Source organism: Burkholderia puraquae, assembly GCF_002099195.1.
GTDB classification, from domain to species: Bacteria; Pseudomonadota; Gammaproteobacteria; order Burkholderiales; family Burkholderiaceae; genus Burkholderia; species Burkholderia puraquae.
The window spans coordinates 251,714-268,447 of sequence record NZ_NBYX01000007.1 but is presented as its reverse complement, the minus strand read 5'-3'; the positions used below and the strand labels follow the sequence as shown (position 1 = coordinate 268,447).

Annotated in this window: 16 protein-coding genes and 1 pseudogene; 11 read left to right on the top strand and 6 right to left on the bottom strand. The window is 61.1% G+C overall.

All coding sequences use genetic code 11. The features are described 5' to 3' along the window. Positions 1-11 precede the first annotated feature (11 nt). The 3 genes from B7G54_RS16700 to B7G54_RS16690 are packed head-to-tail and all read left to right on the top strand — an operon-like array spanning position 12 to position 2,925. On the top strand, positions 12-869 hold the full coding sequence (locus tag B7G54_RS16700) for an HTD2 family dehydratase (RefSeq protein WP_085040048.1): 858 nt from the start codon (positions 12-14) through the stop codon (positions 867-869). A 10-nt stretch (positions 870-879) separates the two neighbouring features. Continuing rightward, complete coding sequence (locus B7G54_RS16695; protein ID WP_085040047.1) at positions 880-2,070, top strand: CaiB/BaiF CoA transferase family protein; 1,191 nt, start codon at positions 880-882, stop codon at positions 2,068-2,070. Between the two features lie 3 nt (positions 2,071-2,073). Then, on the top strand, positions 2,074-2,925 hold the full coding sequence (locus B7G54_RS16690; protein ID WP_085040046.1) for an HpcH/HpaI aldolase/citrate lyase family protein: 852 nt from the start codon (positions 2,074-2,076) through the stop codon (positions 2,923-2,925). A 124-nt stretch (positions 2,926-3,049) separates the two neighbouring features. Here the strand turns inward: B7G54_RS16690 and B7G54_RS16685 are convergent, their stop codons facing one another. After that, positions 3,050-3,784 carry an ABC transporter substrate-binding protein gene (locus B7G54_RS16685; RefSeq protein WP_085040045.1) on the bottom strand — a complete coding sequence of 245 codons (735 nt, stop codon included), beginning with the start codon at positions 3,782-3,784 and terminating at the stop codon, positions 3,050-3,052. Positions 3,785-4,199: 415 nt separating this feature from the next. Here B7G54_RS16685 and B7G54_RS16680 point away from each other — a divergent pair, with 415 nt between their 5' ends. Continuing rightward, on the top strand, positions 4,200-5,645 hold the full coding sequence (locus B7G54_RS16680) for a DEAD/DEAH box helicase (protein ID WP_085040044.1): 1,446 nt from the start codon (positions 4,200-4,202) through the stop codon (positions 5,643-5,645). A gap of 163 nt (positions 5,646-5,808) precedes the next feature. Then, positions 5,809-6,408: a DJ-1/PfpI family protein gene (locus B7G54_RS16675; protein WP_085040043.1), complete on the top strand. Its 600-nt coding sequence runs from the start codon at positions 5,809-5,811 to the stop codon at positions 6,406-6,408. 74 nt (positions 6,409-6,482) lie between these two features. Here B7G54_RS16675 and pstS read toward each other — a convergent pair whose 3' ends face one another. Both pstS and B7G54_RS16665 read right to left on the bottom strand, forming a co-directional pair. Continuing rightward, entirely contained in the window at positions 6,483-7,508 is a 1,026-nt protein-coding gene (pstS, locus tag B7G54_RS16670) for a phosphate ABC transporter substrate-binding protein PstS (RefSeq protein WP_085040042.1), read from the bottom strand. A gap of 415 nt (positions 7,509-7,923) precedes the next feature. Then, entirely contained in the window at positions 7,924-8,139 is a 216-nt protein-coding gene (locus B7G54_RS16665; RefSeq protein ID WP_085040095.1) for a hypothetical protein, read from the bottom strand. Between the two features lie 203 nt (positions 8,140-8,342). Here B7G54_RS16665 and B7G54_RS16660 point away from each other — a divergent pair, with 203 nt between their 5' ends. Next, positions 8,343-8,657, top strand: coding sequence for a hypothetical protein (locus B7G54_RS16660; RefSeq protein ID WP_085040041.1), 315 nt, complete (start codon positions 8,343-8,345; stop codon positions 8,655-8,657). Between the two features lie 404 nt (positions 8,658-9,061). On the opposite strand, the gene B7G54_RS16655 is transcribed toward B7G54_RS16660, so the two are convergent. The 3 genes from B7G54_RS16655 to B7G54_RS16645 form a co-directional block, all read right to left on the bottom strand. Beyond that, complete coding sequence (locus B7G54_RS16655; RefSeq protein WP_085040040.1) at positions 9,062-9,466, bottom strand: hypothetical protein; 405 nt, start codon at positions 9,464-9,466, stop codon at positions 9,062-9,064. Between the two features lie 174 nt (positions 9,467-9,640). Beyond that, on the bottom strand, positions 9,641-10,879 hold the full coding sequence (locus tag B7G54_RS16650; RefSeq protein ID WP_165765583.1) for a dicarboxylate/amino acid:cation symporter: 1,239 nt from the start codon (positions 10,877-10,879) through the stop codon (positions 9,641-9,643). Continuing rightward, on the bottom strand, positions 10,863-11,525 hold the full coding sequence (locus B7G54_RS16645; protein ID WP_085040038.1) for a GntR family transcriptional regulator: 663 nt from the start codon (positions 11,523-11,525) through the stop codon (positions 10,863-10,865). Before B7G54_RS16645 ends, B7G54_RS16650 begins: the two co-directional genes overlap by 17 nt. A gap of 149 nt (positions 11,526-11,674) precedes the next feature. Between B7G54_RS16645 and B7G54_RS16640 the strand changes: the two genes are divergently transcribed. From B7G54_RS16640 to B7G54_RS16620, 5 genes and pseudogenes are all read left to right on the top strand, one after another. After that, positions 11,675-12,139: a GNAT family N-acetyltransferase gene (locus B7G54_RS16640; RefSeq protein ID WP_085040037.1), complete on the top strand. Its 465-nt coding sequence runs from the start codon at positions 11,675-11,677 to the stop codon at positions 12,137-12,139. 726 nt (positions 12,140-12,865) lie between these two features. Next, positions 12,866-13,870: a hypothetical protein gene (locus B7G54_RS39700; protein WP_244289349.1), complete on the top strand. Its 1,005-nt coding sequence runs from the start codon at positions 12,866-12,868 to the stop codon at positions 13,868-13,870. A 455-nt stretch (positions 13,871-14,325) separates the two neighbouring features. Beyond that, positions 14,326-14,565 (top strand): hypothetical protein, encoded by a 240-nt coding sequence (locus B7G54_RS16630; protein WP_085040036.1) that lies wholly within the window; start codon positions 14,326-14,328, stop codon positions 14,563-14,565. Between the two features lie 313 nt (positions 14,566-14,878). After that, complete coding sequence (locus B7G54_RS16625) at positions 14,879-15,682, top strand: transglutaminase-like domain-containing protein (protein WP_085040035.1); 804 nt, start codon at positions 14,879-14,881, stop codon at positions 15,680-15,682. A gap of 292 nt (positions 15,683-15,974) precedes the next feature. After that, positions 15,975-16,590 (top strand): annotated as a pseudogene (locus tag B7G54_RS16620) (tyrosine-type recombinase/integrase); the annotation flags it as partial. Positions 16,591-16,734: the final 144 nt, after the last annotated feature.

The following is a 16,734-nucleotide window of genomic DNA, read 5'->3' as shown; positions in this document are numbered from 1 at the left end:
CACGAAACGACATGAGTCTCGAGTCTCTCGAATCCTTCGACGCGTGGGTCGGCCGCAGCGAAGACCATACGGACCGGATTACCCAGGCCCCCGTCCGTCTGCTGCGGGCGACACTGGACTACACGAACCCATCCGAATTACCCGCGACGCTGCCGCCGCTTTGGCACTGGCTGTACTTCCTGCCGGGCGAGCGACAGTCGAACATCGGCGTCGACGGTCACCCGCAGCGCGGCGGCTTCCTGCCGCCCGTCACGCTGCCGCGCCGCATGTGGGCCGGTGGACGGTTGCAGTTCCTGCGCCCGCTCGCCATCGACGCGCCCGTGCAGCGCCGGTCCACGATCCTCAGCGTGCAGAGCAAATTCGGCCGCAGCGGCCAGCTGGTGTTTGTCACCGTGCTGCACGAGACGAGCGACGCCGAGGGCGTGGCCATCCGCGAAGAACAGGACATCGTGTATCGCGATGCGCCGCCTCCCACAGCGGCCGGCACACCGGCACCCCAGCCGGCACCGGCGCCGACCAACGAAGAGTATTCGCGCGTCGTCACGCCCGATCCGGTGCTGCTGATGCGCTTTTCCGCCCTCACCTTCAACGGCCACCGGATCCACTACGACCGGCCCTACGCGATGCAGGAAGAAGGCTATCCGGGCCTGGTGGTGCACGGCCCGCTGATTGCCTTGCTGCTCATGGAAGAGTTGCGTCGCATGCACGCCGGCAGGACCGTTCGCAGCTTCGAGTTCAAGGCCGTCAGCCCGTTGTTCGACACCGCGCCGTTCACGGTGAACGGAAAACTCGAAGGTCATGCCGCTCGCCTCTGGGCACGCGGCCCGCAAGGACAGCTGGCCATGCAGGCCAGCGCTGAACTGGAATAGCGATTCGACCATGCAAGCTCGAAAAGGCCCCCTGAGCGGGATGACCGTCGTCACGCTCGAACACGCGATCGCCGCACCCTTCTGCACACGCCAGCTCGCCGACCTGGGCGCCCGCGTCATCAAGGTGGAACGGCCCGGCGTCGGCGATTTCGCGCGCGCCTACGATCACCGCACACGCGGTCTCGCATCGCACTTCGTGTGGACCAACCGCTCGAAGGAAAGCCTCACGCTGGACCTGAAGCAACCCGCCGCGCAGGAAGTGCTGGGCGAACTCGTGGCGCAGGCCGACGTGCTGGTGCAGAACCTCGCACCCGGCGCCGCCGCGCGCATGGGTCTGTCGTTCGACGCGTTGCACGCGAAGCACCCGAGGCTCATCGTCTGCGATATCTCTGGCTATGGCGCCGACGGCCCCTACCGCGACAAGAAAGCCTACGACCTGCTGATCCAGAGCGAGGCGGCGTTTTTGTCGATCACGGGCACGGCGGACGAGCCCAGCAAGGCGGGGACGTCGATCGCCGATATCGCGGCAGGCATGTATGCGTATACGGGCGTCCTTACCGCGCTGCTGCAGCGCGGCGTCACGGGCACGGGTTCGCACGTGGAAATTTCGATGCTCGAGGCGCTGGCCGAGTGGATGGGCTTCCCGATGTACTACGCGTACGACGGCCAGGAGCAGCCCGGCCGCAACGGCGCGGCGCACGCGACCATCTACCCGTACGGTCCGTTCAAGGCCGGCGACGGCCGCGTCGTGATGCTCGGCCTGCAGAACGAGCGCGAATGGAAAGCGTTCTGCGACGTCGTGCTGTGCGACCCGGCACTCGCGACCGACCCGCGCTTCGATGCCAACGTGCGCCGTTCGGCGCATCGTGTCGAACTGAAGCGCGTGATCGAACACGCGTTCGCGTCGCTGACTGCGCAGGAGGTGATTGCGCGCCTGGACGAAGCGCAAATCGCCAACGCTGCCGTCAACCAGGTGGGCGACCTCTGGACGCATCCGCAACTGCAGGCGCGCCGGCGCTTTCGCACGGTCGATTCGCCGGCCGGCGACCTGCAAGCCTTGCTGCCGCCCGCAACGGTCGACAGCTTCGATGCCCGCATGGATCCGGTGCCCGCGCTGGGCGAGCACAGCGCGGCGATCCTGCGCGAACTCGGGCGCACCGACGCCGATATCGACCAATTGCGCGCCGCCGGCGTGATCTGAACCATGTCCACGATCCTCACTCCCGTACGGCACGCGCGCAGTCTCCTGTTCGTGCCGGCCACCCGCCCCGAGCGCTTTGCGAAGGCGCTCGACTCGGGTGCCGACTGCATCATCGTCGACCTGGAGGATGCCGTCAGCCCCGACAGCAAGGACAGTGCACGCGAGCAACTCGCGCAGCATCTTCCGCTGCTGACACCGGAGCAGCGTTCGCGCACCGTCGTGCGGGTGAACGCGGCCGGCACGCCGTGGCACGACGCGGACATCGCGCTGCTGAGCGCATGGGCCACGCAAGGCGTGGTGGCGATGCTGCCCAAGTCCGAAGACGCCGGTGCGCTGCGTCGCGTTGCGGAACGGCTCGGCGGCGAAGCGTGCATCGTGGCGTTGATCGAATCGCTGGCCGGGCTCGATGCGGCCGATGCGCTGGCGCGCGACCCGCAGGTCGTGCGCATCGCGTTTGGTCATCTCGATTTCCAGCTCGACCTCGGCATGCGCGCGACGCCTGACGAACCGGAACTGGCCTTTGCACGCAATGCGTTGGTCGCGGCGTCGCGCCGCGCCCGGCTGCCCGCGCCGATCGACGGTGTGACCACGCGCACCGACGACGCCGAGCGCCTCTCGGCCGATGCCCGACGCGCTCGCGCGTTCGGTTTCGGCGGCAAGCTGTGTATCCACCCGGCCCAGGTTACGGGCGTGAACGACGCGATGGGTTATTCGGAACACGAGCAGGCGTGGGCGCGCCGTGTGATCGACGAAGCCGCAAAACGCGGCGGCGCAGCTTTCAGCCTGGACGGCCGCATGGTCGATCTCCCGGTGATCCGCGCGGCCGAAACGATCGTCGCCAGCAAGCGATCGTGACCGCTGCGCGGCATTCCGCGAGAGAATCACCCTTGCAAAAACATCGCCGGTATCCGGACGCCACCCGCCGTTTTGAACAGGGTGGGTGCTCGCCGAGATGCTCGTTACGTCCTGCCGCGTGCAATCACGCCTGCGGCGCGACGGATGCGCCGGGGATGCCATGCCGCCGCAGCGAATCCGCGACGAAGCCCGACGCCTTCATTTCCTCGACGAACGCATTCAGCGCCGCCGCGGCCGCTTCGCCGCGACTCTTCGGCACCCCCATTGCCTGCCGGATTACCATGAACCGCTCGTCGAGCAGGCGCAGGCCGGGCGTTTTCGCCGCGTCGGCCTCGAGCTGCTGCTTCACGCCCGCCGCCACTTCCAGTTGCTGTTCGATGAAGGTCTGCACGACGGCTTGCGACGTCGGCGCACGCACGATCTGCGCGGCCTTCAGTTCGCGCGTGAGGAACAGGTCGTAGGCGCTGCCCTTGCCGACGGTCACGCGATTGTCGGGCTGGTCGACATCCGCGTTCGTGCGGATCGGCGATGCGTCGCGCACGAGATAGAACCCCTCGATCAGCACGTACGGCGCCGTGAACGCGACCGTTTCGCCGCGCAGCGGGTCGACCGCGAAGAAGCCGAAGTCGGCACGCTCGTCGGTCAGCGCCTGCACCGATTTTCCGGCGGCGTCGAACACCACGAGCTCCAGCTCCGCCGACAGGCGTTCGGCGAATGCGCGCGCGAGATCGATCGATACGCCGAACGGTTCGCCGGTTGCCGGGTCGAGGTTCGCGAGGATCGGGTTGCCGAGATTGATCGACGCGCGCAGCTTGCCGGTCGGCGTGAACGCGGAGAGGACGGAAGGGGCGAGGGGCATGGGAGGCTCGTTGCGGTCGTAGGGTCAGGGTTCGGGGCGTGTCGATGCGCGACGGGGTATCGGCATCGAGCTTATCACCTGGCCGGCGCGATTCGCGAAGCCGCTGTGGCCGACGGCTGGCTCACTACGCTGGAACGTCGGCGATCGGTCGGCGAGGCGGGAGACGGGCGAGCGGAGCGGGCCGCCAGCCTGCGTCGGGCGGAAGCCTCTCGGTCGGCCGCTTCAAACGCGTCGTGATGCTGCACTGTGCCGGGTGGCGCGCCACCGGCAAATGCCTGCGCCTGGAACTACTCGCGGGCCACCCCGGGCGGTTCCAGGCCCGGGTGAACCTTGAAACCGAAATCCAGCCAGGCGCGGCAGGCCTTGATCCGCCCGGCAACCGCTAGAATTGCGGTTTTAGCCCGGAATACCGTCCATGTCTTTTGCCTCGCTTGGCCTGATCGATCCCTTGCTGCGTAATCTGCAGGACCTCAACTATCAGGCCCCTACGCCGGTGCAGGCCAAGGCGATTCCTGCCGTGCTCGGTGGCAAGGACGTGATGGCGGGGGCCCAGACCGGCACGGGCAAAACGGCGGGTTTTGCGCTGCCGCTGTTGCAACGGCTGGTGCAACACGGCCCGGCGGTGTCCAGCAACCGTGCGCGCGTTCTGGTGCTGGTGCCTACGCGTGAACTGGCTGAACAAGTGCTGCAAAGCTTCATCGCATACGGCAAAGGCCTCGATTTGCGATTTCTGGCCGCCTACGGCGGGGTGAGTATCAACCCGCAGATGATGAAGTTGCGCAAGGGTGTGGATGTGCTCGTTGCCACGCCGGGCCGTTTGCTGGATCTCAACCGCCAGAACGCGGTGCAGTTCGATCAGGTGCAAACGCTGGTGCTGGACGAAGCCGACCGCATGCTGGATCTGGGCTTTGCGCGCGAGCTCAACGCCGTCTTTGCCGCGTTGCCCGCCCAGCGCCAGACGCTGCTGTTCTCTGCCACGTTTACCGACGATATCCGCGCGATGGCGGCGAGCATTCTGCGCGGCCCGGTCAATATCAGCGTCAGCCCGCCGAACGCCACGGCCAGCAAGATCAAGCAGTGGGTGGTGACGGTCGACAAGAGGAACAAGCCCGACCTGTTCATGCACCTCGTGGCCGAAAACAAGTGGGAGCATGCACTGGTATTCGTCAAGACGCGCAACGGCGTGGATTACCTGGCGGCCATGCTGGACGAAGCGGGCTATGCGGTCGACACCATCCACGGCGACAAGCCGCAACCCGCGCGCCTGCGTGCGCTGGAGCGCTTCAAGACGGGCGAAGTACAGATGCTGGTTGCTACCGACGTGGCGGCGCGCGGGCTGGATATCGACGACCTGCCGCTGGTGATCAACGTGGATCTGCCGATCGTGGCGCAAGACTATGTGCACCGTATCGGCCGTACCGGCCGCGCAGGCGCCAGCGGTGTGGCGGTGTCGCTGGTGTGTGCAGATGAAGCACCGCAACTGGCCGCGATTGAAGCGCTGATCCGGCAAACGCTGCGCCGTGAGGAAGAGCCGGGTTTCGAGGCGGAACATCGCGTGCCGGAAACCAGTGCGACGGGCCAGATCGTCAAGAAGCCCAAAAAGCCGAAGAAACCCAAAGTACCGCAGGCTGCGTCGGCTGGCATGCCGGTGCCCGGTAAAAAGCCGCGCCCGCAAGGCAGCGAAAACACGCGCAAGGCTGCCGCGCCGCGCGCTGGCGCGGCGGGCAAGGGCGCAAGCTTGTCCAGCGGCAGTCCATTCAGCGCGCAGAAGCCACGCAGCAAACCGGCCGGCAAGCCGGCTGCGGGGGCACGCAAGCCGGCCGGCAAACCCGCTGGCGGCCGCGGCAAGCGCCAGCCTTGATGCGTGGGGATGAGTCACGCCAGCCATGGAAGATGGCTGGCGGTTCGGGGCCCGCAGGCCGCCTCGAGTGTGTGGCATCGACGGACTGAATCGGAAGCAAGGCAAAGCCGTTCTTCACGGCGATCTGGCAATATGCATCGACAGACTTCAGATCGGGCACGCCATGCACATCGCTATTCTGACTTTCCAGGGCTTCAACGAACTCGACTCCCTCATCGCACTTGGCGTACTCAATCGAATCAGGAAGCCCGACTGGCGGGTAACGCTGTCATGCCCGGAGCATTTCGTCACGTCGATGAATGGCGTGACCGTGCAGGCGCAGTCAACGTTGGCAGAGGCGTGCACGGCGGATGCCGTCATCGTCGGGAGCGGCATTCGAACCCGGGATGTCGTCCACGACGCGACGCTGATGGCGCAGTTGAGTCTCGATCCTGCCCGGCAACTGATTGGCGCCCAATGTTCGGGCACGCTGGTTCTGGCAAAGCTTGGCCTTCTCGACAACATCCCGGCCTGCACGGACCTCACGACCAAACCCTGGGTCGTCGAGGCGGGCGTCGAAGTCCTCAACCAGCCATTCTTCGCTCAAGGTAATGTCGCAACGGCCGGTGGCTGCCTTGCTTCGCAGTATCTGGCCGCATGGATCATTGCACGCCTGGAAGGCGAGGAAGCGGCGCGGAGCGCACTGCACTACGTCGCACCGGTCGGGGAGAAGGAAGAGTACGTTGCTCGTGCGCTGACGAATATCACGCCTTATTTGCCGTAGCTCGATAAAAAGTGGCGCTGCCTCAATTGCAACGAGCCGGTTTCAGCGGTAATGCGGTGATCCGTCCGGGCCACTCAGTTTGCGATCGCCTTACCGGAGGCATCCTTGATTTTCGCCTTCCATTGCTTGCGAATTTCGGACACCACCGAATCGGGAAGCGAGATGTAGTCCAGATCGGTGGCGGCCTGGTTGCCGTTGTGGAATGCCCAGTCGAAGAACTTGAGCGTTTCCGCCCCTTGTTCCGGCTTCTCCTGCTTCGTGTACAGCAGCACGAACGTCGCGCCGACGATCGGCCATGCGTCCTTGCCCGGCTCGTTTGTCAGGATCTGGTAGAACGACTTCGTCCAGTTCGCGCCGGCAGCAGCGGCCTTGAACGTTTCCGTCTTCGGCTCGACCACCGTGCCCGCCGAGTTCTTCAGGGCCGTGTAGACCATGTTGTTCTTCTTCGCGTACGCCCATTCGACGTAGCCGATCGAGCCCGGCAGGCGCTGTACGAACGCTGCCACACCGTCGTTGCCCTTGCCGCCCGTGCCCGTCGGCCAGTTGACGGTCGTGCCTTCGCCGATCTTCGACTTCCATTCGCCGTTGACCTTCGACAGGTAGTTCGTCCAGATGAAGCTCGTGCCCGAACCATCGGCCCGGCGCACCACGGTGATGTCCGTATCCGATAGCTTGACCTTCGGGTTCAGTGCGGCGATCGCCGGGTCGTTCCACTTCTTGATCTTGCCGAGGTAGATGTCGCCGAGCACCGGGCCCGACAGCGTCAGTTCACCGGCTTTCACGCCCGGCACGTTGACGACGGGCACCACGCCGCCGACCACCGTCGGGAACTGGAACAAGCCTTTCGCCGCGAGCTCGTCATCCTTCAGCGGCGCGTCCGAACCGGCAAAATCGACCGTCTTCGCGACGATCTGCTTCAGGCCGCCCGACGAGCCGATACCTTGATAGTTGACCTTGCCACCGCCCGCCTTCCTGTACGCATCTGCCCACTTTGCGTAAATCGGCGCTGCGAATGTGCTGCCTGCGCCGGTGATATCTGCAGCGTGAGCACCGAGGGCAACAAGAACGAGGGTGCAGGGAACCAAGATCCGGATGTTCATGTAACGCCTCCTGGCTGCGATCTACTGTCGGCCTGCAAGCGGGGCCTCGGTTTAGAAGTCCGACTTGTCGAGTGGGATCTGCCGGCCGTCTTTCGGCAACGTGTGTCGGCTGACCGCGGCAGTGATTTTTTCTCGATTGCTCTTAAACACCGCGAGCAATTGCGTGGGTGTAGCCGTCTCTGCACCGCGCCTTTCTCGAATGACGTCCGCCGCGAGCTTGATTGCAACGTACTCACCAGGCGGGGCCGTAGGCAGAGAACGGCCGGCTTGGATCGACACCGACGATCGGGCAGGTCGGGCAAGTAGCGGAGTCCGTCATCGTGCGCGGTACGTAGTCTCGCATCGAAGGGTGATACGAGTATTGCATCTGGCCATGAAAACTCAAGGAGGGGTGCAATTGCTCGATCCGCCAGGTTCAATGCACGTTGCTTGCGACGATGGAGGCCAACGCTCGATCTCCGTCGCGTTGGGCAGTGACTTGAGTGGAAAACGTGTGGTGACTGAATGCGATCAGTTTGAAGCCGGATCCCGCGGAGCGAGGAACCGTGATGCCCCAGTGCCAACCACCATCTTGCTGGAACACGTGGAGGGCCGGGGGCGCTTGGCTCAGTGCTGGTGAAGAAGTCGTCATGGCGTGCTCTCCCGTCATGGGGGCGACTGCAGGGCAACTACATCGGACGTTGAAACTCAGTCTACGGATACTTTTGCTGCGGCGCAATATCCGGGATTCGCGAGAATGGCGATGCGTGAAGTGCCACAATTTTGAAATACAAATATGCAACGTCAAGGATGACTGGCATATTGATGTGACGATTAGAATTCTTTGGAGGCTTCATGGATCGCAGCTCGCTTGTATGGGCGGGGGTGCCGCATAGCAGCGATGGCGTCGTGTTTCAGATTCGGATCGGCCGCGGGCTTCAGCGCTTTCATGTTGCCCGGTTGATTCTCGAAAGGGCGTGCGACCTTGAGCGACTGGCATCTGATGCGCGACAGCTCGAATGCTTTTATGAGCACTTGGCTCCGATCCTGGCGGTTGCGCGGAAGATGCGCTCAAAGGCGAAGGCCGATACGGTTTCGCTGAATGTTTCGGATTTTGGTCGGGCGGGGAACGCGCGAGGCGAGCAGAGGTCTTGGGCGGTGATGCGGTGATGCGGTGATGCGGTGATGCGGTGAGTGCCGTAGGGAAGTGAGGGGGCGGAGTTCTCGGTCTCGGAACGGGCGGGCGTAGAGCTTGGCGTAACCTCGCGTGTTGCGCCTTGTCAGGTGCGGCGCAGGGACTGCTGCATTGTTGGCGTGATGTTTGCGGGCTTTCACGTAGTCTCGTGATTGAGCGTCGCGATGAAAGGGCATCGCTCAATGACCGCGTACCCATGAATGAAAAACGCTGGCCGGTGAACTGGCCAGCAAAATGGTCCTGGCGATCCGAGGTTGAGTGTGCCAGAACCAAAGGCACTGAACGGTGTGCGCATGCAGCCAGACGGGCATGTCAAACGATCGTCCCGAAAATCGGGGCTTTTCCGGCTCGAGCTTGCGCAACAATCTGTGATCGCAGTTTAGGCCGGGCTGGCGGATGCGACCAGACGTGCACTCACGCTCGGCAACGTGAAGGCATCGTCGGGCTTTTTCGGTACGTCCCATGTTGCGATCATCGCGTCGGTCGGGAGATAGTCAGGATCGGCCGACGCAACCCCGGCCCATACGCCTTGAGACACCTGTCTGCCATGCAGATAAAAGTGCAGTGCCCGGCCAGCGCGGTCGCAAATACACGTGATTCTCTCTACCGATTGGCCCAATCCTTTAACCCGTGCGACCTGGTTGCGATCCAGCTCGAACATGGCACTCAACACTCCGTCGCAATCGCCGATGCCAATCATGTTGCTGTCATCAGTCAACGTCCACGTTGGATGCGGCGTGCCTAAACGCAGCATGAAATAATCTGCAGATTCTGAACCAACCATCCTGTTTCTCCTGCAAAAGATACGTCGTTCTGCTAACTGAACATCAATAAAAACGAACGTTCATCCAATCCTGTCGTCGTCGCCGTACCTGGAAGCTCGAGTGGAGGTGCCCCAGCGCCTTGCAATGGGCGGGCGCAGCATCGAAACGCGCTGCGCCCGACGCCCCCGAAGCACCTACACGCTTGCCTGACGAGTCACGGTTTCCGCAGCGATACTGTCCGAACCGGAAAGTCTCACCGCAACAGCAGCGCCCGCCGTGCTGCCGTAGACGTTGAGGGCGGTTCTCCCCATGTCGAAAAAGGCATCGACGCCCAAAAGCAGCAGCACCGCATCGGCCGGCAACCCGATCGACGTCAGAACGATGGTGATGGCTACGATCGCCCCGGAGGGCACATTGGCTGCTCCGTCGATGGTGATGATCGTCAAGATCAAAATCGTGATCGCCAGCGGCCAAGACCAGGCAAGATGATAGGCGTCGGCCAGATAGCCGACCGCAAGGGCCGTATAAAGGACCGCACCGTCGCGATTGAAAATATATGCGAGAGGCAAAATCGTGGACGCCACGCCGTAGGGAACGCCCAGTTCAACCAGCTTCTTCAGGTGCAATGGGTAGGTAATTTCAGACGAACGCGTCGTGAAACCAAGGATCAGTGGTTCCTTCACCTTCCTGAGAACGGCGAGAGGCGACTGACCGGCGACGCGAATGACGATGGTGAGTACAACCGCCAGAATCGCCATGCCGAGATATGCCACGCCCAGAAGCTCGATCAGCGAGTGCACGCCGGTAAAGCCCTTGGCTGACAACATCTGCGCGATCGCGGCGAAGATGGCGAGCGGCGACCATGCGATCACCCACTGGGTCATCTTGAACAGTCCCGACAGCAGCGCCTCGAAAACCGCAATCGCAGGCTCGGCACGCTCCGGGGCAGCCGCCAATGCTGCACCGAAAATGACGCCGAAAACGAGGACTGGGAGCGAATTCCCTGCAGCGAGCGCAGCGACGATGTTTGCCGGGATCAAGTCAACGAGAAATTTCGTCCAGTCGATGCTGGACGCGAGTGCCGTGGGCATCGATCCAGAGTGAATGAGGCTCGCGCCGAGACCCGGTCGAAATACAAAGTTGAGCAGCAGGCCGAGCGATGCAGCCAGGCCAGTCATGAAAACGAAGAAGCCGATACTGGATAGTGTGACTTTTCCAAGCCGCTCGCGAAGTCGGCCCGCACGAAAGACACCGACCGTGACCGACAGGAAGATCAACGGCATGACGACCATCTTGATCGCGTGGCCGAACATCGCGCTTAGAAAGCCTAGCTTCGCTGCAAAGCCAGGAGAAAATACGCCGCAAGCGACGCCCAGGACCAGCCCGCCAAGCATTTGCATCGGGAGGGAAAGTCCCTTATTTTTCGTGTTCATGCCGCGCCTTTAGTAGTTTTATCCGTGCGGGAGTACCGTCAACGATGTGATTCCACATATGCTGACGCGCAAGCTCGCCATCGTTTGCTTCGATTGCGTGAAAGATGTGCAGGTGCTCGATCGTGCCGCGCCGAACGGTTTCGGCGTCGCTACGCGGGAGTTCGTTCAGGGCCAAGGTTTGGGCCCGCAATAGACCATACGCCGAGGAGATTCGCGCGTTCCTTGCGGCGGCAAACAACGCTTGATGAAATACCCAACCGACACGTTGCTCGAGCATGATGTCCGCGATGTCGCGGTCAATCAGCTCCTGCATTTTCTCTGCCGCCTCGCGAAGGCCTGCCGTTACCCCCGACCTGGCTGCAAGAAACGCAGCTGTACTCTCGAGGGCCAGCCGCATTTCAAAAATTTCGCGGAGATCGCTCGTCGTCGGCGATGCGACATAGGTCCCACTCTTTTCGATTACGACGACCAGCCCTTCGGATTCGAGCAAATGCAATGCGCTGCGCACGGGCATTTGACCGAAGCCAAGTTCGTCCGACAGGCCTCGATGGGATACTTTCTGCCCAGGCGCAAGCCGGCCGTCAAAGATCCTCAATCGGATCTCGTCGTAGGCAAGCTCTGCATCTGTCGAGACTTTCGACGTCATCTGTGATCGCAGTTAGCGTATGATTGGAAAAGAAATGCAGATAGGAAATTACCCTTACTGGTAACGCTCGGCAACTGCTAATTTTGCGAGTGGGTATGCCGCAAGAGAACCGGAAGAAAATCTGCGTCACGAAGAGAGTTGACAATTAGATGACTTCACACGATGTGCGCTTTACCATCTGCGTTGTTCGCGCGGAAGAAACCTATCCCCTCAGGGCCGCAATCTTGATGGCCGGAGATGAAGAGGGGAGCGCGCTACCCGGAGACCTTGCTCCAACGACAAGGCACTTTGCCGTTCGCGATGCCGACGGTATTGTTGCTGTGGCGTCAGTGTGTAAAGAAGGGCAATCCGGTGTGTTGAACGCTGAAGCCTGGCGCCTTCGCGGCATGGCCGTCCATCCATCGGTGCGGGGCCTAGGGTTCGGGCGCCTTCTGGTCAATCTATCCATTCGCTATGTCCGCGAACAGCGTGGAATTCTGCTCTGGTGCACGGCGCGCGAATCAGCATACCCATTCTACGAAATGCTTGGCTTTAATCGCGATCCGATGCCGATTTCAATGCATGGTCGCGACGACATGAGATTCTATCTAATGCAGCGCCAGATCGAGTGCTGATTTGCGTCTGCTACTGACGTGAGACGACCTGACGCTGTCTGTGTAGCCTGGTCCAGACTTCTACGTTAAGCCGTCTCCGGTTGCGTCTGATGTCCATGGGTTTTCGCGATCAACCTGAGAAAGTAAACGATCTCCTCGATCATTACATTCAGTACCATGCGGCGCCAACGTACTTAAGCGCTGCAAAATGCCGATGAGGTGAGAACCTCGGGTCGACAGGCAAAGGCAACGATCCGAGGACAGTCGAGTGCCTCTTCGTGATAGCAGCATTTGCAGTTGACGTTACAGACCTAACCGAAAACGAAGGCAGGGCCGGTAAATCAATTGCTTTTGCGAGCGACGTCACGCAATCGGAAATGGCGGTGCAAATTACGCCTGGGTGTCACTCCTCTAGAACTTGTCCAGCGATAACCGTTCCGTCCTTGCGCGGAATTCCGAATATCGTCCCTGGGGCAGCAGTTTGTCATACTCCAGACATCGGAACGCCTGCTATGTGAGCCAGGAAGTCCGGGTTTATCGACGGCCTGAACGGGATTGTTTGTCATTTGACGTCGAGATTCGGATCGAATCTGATTGCGTATCGTCGGGCCGCAAGGCCCCCATTCGACATGGTCCAGCGGATCGTCGACAATCTGCACGCGTGTCGAGCAACGACGTGGCAGTCCCGCGTTGCGCAAAGTATCTGGCGTATGGCGATGTCTTCTAACTGACGAACCGGACACTGCCATGAGCTATCCGATAACCCTGTTCATTCTGTCTGCGATCGATCCGGATCTTCTGTGCCCGTGCCTCGAGGTTCGATTCGAAACCGACGACCTGGATGCGCTGCGGCGGCTGGTCGACCCGGACGCCCCCGAGGATGTGGACCTCGACGACCACTATCTTCTATCGCCGACACAGGTCGCCGCCGTTTGCGACGTTTTCGCGATCGAGTTTGACCACGGTTCGCGCGATGGCGTCATCTCGAAGTATGTCGATACAGGTGTCCGCATTCCTTACCTTGTCCATACCGGTTACGAGCTGGCTTTGATGGCGCAAGGGCGCAAACCATTCGGATTCGTCGAATTCAACAGCGAATGGTGGCCGTCGGTCGTACTGAAGGCTCGCTTCGACGAGTATGTAGCTCGAGGTGTCTTCCACTCACAGGAAATCATCCTTGACGTACCGGCTCGTCCAGGCCGTCCGGCGCGTCGAATTGGGCAAATCCTGTATACGCTCAAAGGCGAGGAGTGGCGCATCCCGGCTCTGGATTTTTTCCGTCAGAACGTCAACCGGCAGGGCGATGGCTGCGAGAACATGGAGCGGCTGGAAGGTGCGTTGCTCGGTTACGAGTCTTGGCAAAACGACTGGTGGATCGACCATCTCGCGCGCAGCGGGAGGGGCCTTTACGGAGCGTCCAGTATCCTCAAGGTGGACCGGGCACAATTCGACTGGCTCGTTCACGCGGGTTTTCGAGCGCTTCCGCCAGTCGATGCACCGACGTTCACGCTCTATTCGTCACACTGGTTCGATGAAGCGGCAATGAAGGCGGCCATGCGCGACGACCCGACGATCGAAGCGTTCGTTCAGTTCAATGGCGGGCAGGCTCACATCGTGCACGCAGCCGATTTCCGGACTGCGGGCCCTCATGAGATTCCTGCAACACTGATTCCGACGATAAATCGTCATCTTTTGCGCGCGGTAAGAGTCTTGATTCGTCGAAGCGACTGCCTCGAACCTTCTTCTTCGTAAGGACGGGCCACGCGCATGAGTTTGGCGGCTGATCGCCCAGTCAAAAGGGAAGTGAGGGTCGGAGCGACGTCAGGAATGCGGCGCAGGTACTGCTGCATCATTGGAGTGACGGGTGCAGGTGCTGCGGTGGGTTGCATGCTCATGTGACCGGGAAAAGTTGCTTTGGCTGCCCGAGTTTACCAGCGGCCTGCACGGGACCGCTCGAAGTTCGCCGTTCGGCCAGTTGCTGGAGGTCACGACCGGCGGCTCCCGGCCACTTGCGGACGTTCGGCACATTCGCTTGGATCACCTACAATCGGGGCGCATTCACCGAATTGGCAGATGCGGGCCTAAACGCTCCGGTAAGCAGATTTTGAAGATCGCGTGGCGGCGCAAGCGTGAGCACCTAGCCCAATAGTTGCGCAGGCCGTCCAGTGCTGCCTCATGTTAGTCTCCGATGACGAAAGGGGGTTTTCATGCACCGAATGATCGTGTATCGCGGCTTCGAGATTCAGGTCGAGTTGACTCCGGCTGCTGATGAGGACACGTTTGACGTGACTTTTCAGATAAAAGGCGGAACAAACCTCGAAGTGCTCGGCGCGCGGGGAGGCCGCATACAGCTGCGCAACGGCCCTTTTACTGAACGATGGGCCTATCTGGTAGCCGAAATCGCCGGTCAAGCCGCAATCGACGTGTTACTCGGTCCCGTCGACTGATTCCATCTTCGTTTACCGGCTCAATAGGCTCAGTGATCGCACAGGGGAGGGCCACCCGCCACGTTCTGCGGTACGGTCGAAATAGTTGACGATCGCCTGCGGATGGCATTGGACTCGGGTGCGGACCCAACTTTCAGACCGGGAAGAAAGGGTTCGTTCCAACGTTTCGCTCAGGTAACACAGCAGGCGATTATTTTACATGCGAGCGTGAAGCCCGGCAGCGTGGAAACATCTCTTGTTGCGGTCTCCGGCAGTGCGCCTTCGAAATGCCAGGCCCAACGCCGCCCGGAATCAGCCGAATCAGGGAGGATTCATGAAGCTTCGCGTCGGATACGAACTGGCGTACGAGTGCCCGCAACCTACGCCGATGATGCTGATGCTGAACACGCATTTTTCGCATGCGAAGGATATTGCCGTGGCGGATCTGCTCGTTACCGATCCGCCGGTGCCGATAAGGCAGTATCGCGATTTGTTCGGCAACCTGTGCAGTCGAATCGTCGCGCCCGTCGGGCATGTGGAATTGCGGACGACAGCGCTGCTGAATGTGTCAAGTGCTATGGAAACGCGGCCCATTGACGGTTGGGGCAATCCGGTCGAGCAGTTGCCCGACGATACGCTGATTTTCCTATTGGGCAGCCGCTATTGCGAAACCGATCTGCTGGTCGAAATCGCATGGCAGATTTTCGGCCAGTGCATGCCGGGTCGTGAGACTGTTCTGGCAATCTGCGATTTCGTGCACCGACACATCGAATTTGATTACGGGCATGCGCGGCCGACCAAAACCGCGTTGGAAGCGTACCGCGAACGCAAAGGCGTCTGCCGCGACTTCGCACATCTGGGCGTCACCCTTTGCCGGGCCATGAATATTCCGGCGCGCTACTGCACCGGCTATATCAGCGATGTGGGCTTGCCGCCCGTTGCGGCGCCGATGGATTTCGCGGGGTGGTTCGAAGCCTATGTGGGCGGCAGTTGGCAGACCTTCGATCCGCGAAACAACGCGCCACGCATTGGGCGCGTTTTGATGGCATACGGACGCGATGCCGCCGATGTCGCAATCAGCAATGCATTCGGGCCCGCCGTGCTAACGCACTTCAAGGTGCACTGCGACCAGGAATGACCGAGCCACAGTCCGCTGAGCCTGCGCGGAAATGCACGGATAAGACGCGGTCGCGTGGCAATGTCGCCGTTCGAACGCAAACGGTGCATTGCGCAGCGCTGCGCGTTCGTGGCCCTACGGCGTGAGGTTGGCCCACGCATTGAGGTCTCTCCCAGCGGCCGCTTTGGAGAAAGTCGAATGCCCGCTGCGGGTCGTTAACGGGCGACCCCCAAAAGGGCGAGCGTAGGTCTTGGCGTAGGTTTGTCCGCGAAGCCTTGTCAGATAAGGCGCAGGTACTGCTGCATCATCGGGTCTGAGCGATGCGGAAGTGGGAGCGCTGATCAATTGGCTGCCGAACTTTAGCCGTAACGTTGAGGATGCGCTGACGTTGTATCTCCGGACCGGGATGAGGGACGTCGAGATTGGCGCAATGGAGGGGGCGGAAATCACCATTGAGCCGGACGGCCTGTGGTGGACGATTTCCAAAGCCAAAACAAAAAACGCCCGGCACCAGAACTGACCTGCGGGTTCCACTGATTGGGCGCGCGGAGGCGATCGTGCGACGACGCGTCGACCGCTACGGCAAGGGGTGGCTATTTCCGGCGGAACGGAGCGGTCATATGGAGCAGAAGGTGTTCGGCCACGCGGTCCATTTCCATATGCCGTATAGCGAAACACGACCGAACCAGCAGCGGCCGCGTCTCCCGGTCCCGCATTGGGTGCCTCACGATCTTCGTCGAACAACCCGCACGATGCTGGCTGCCTTGGGATGCCCATTCGAGGTCGGCGAAATCATCATTGGCCATATGCTTGCGGGCGTCGGTGGCGTATATAACCGACACAAATATGACAGAGAGCGGCGACATTGGCTTGAGAAGTTGAGTGAGAAGTTGGAGCGGATTGTGTCAATTCGCGATTTATTTAATTAAGTGAATCATGAATCCCGCGACTTGTAATTGTTGTGAATTAAGTGCTGATCGATGCGATTTTTTATGGTTTTGGAGTGCCGATTTCGGTGGGTAAAATTTTGGAATAATTTTTAGAATTGTTTAGCCGAATTGGGCTGCTATAAA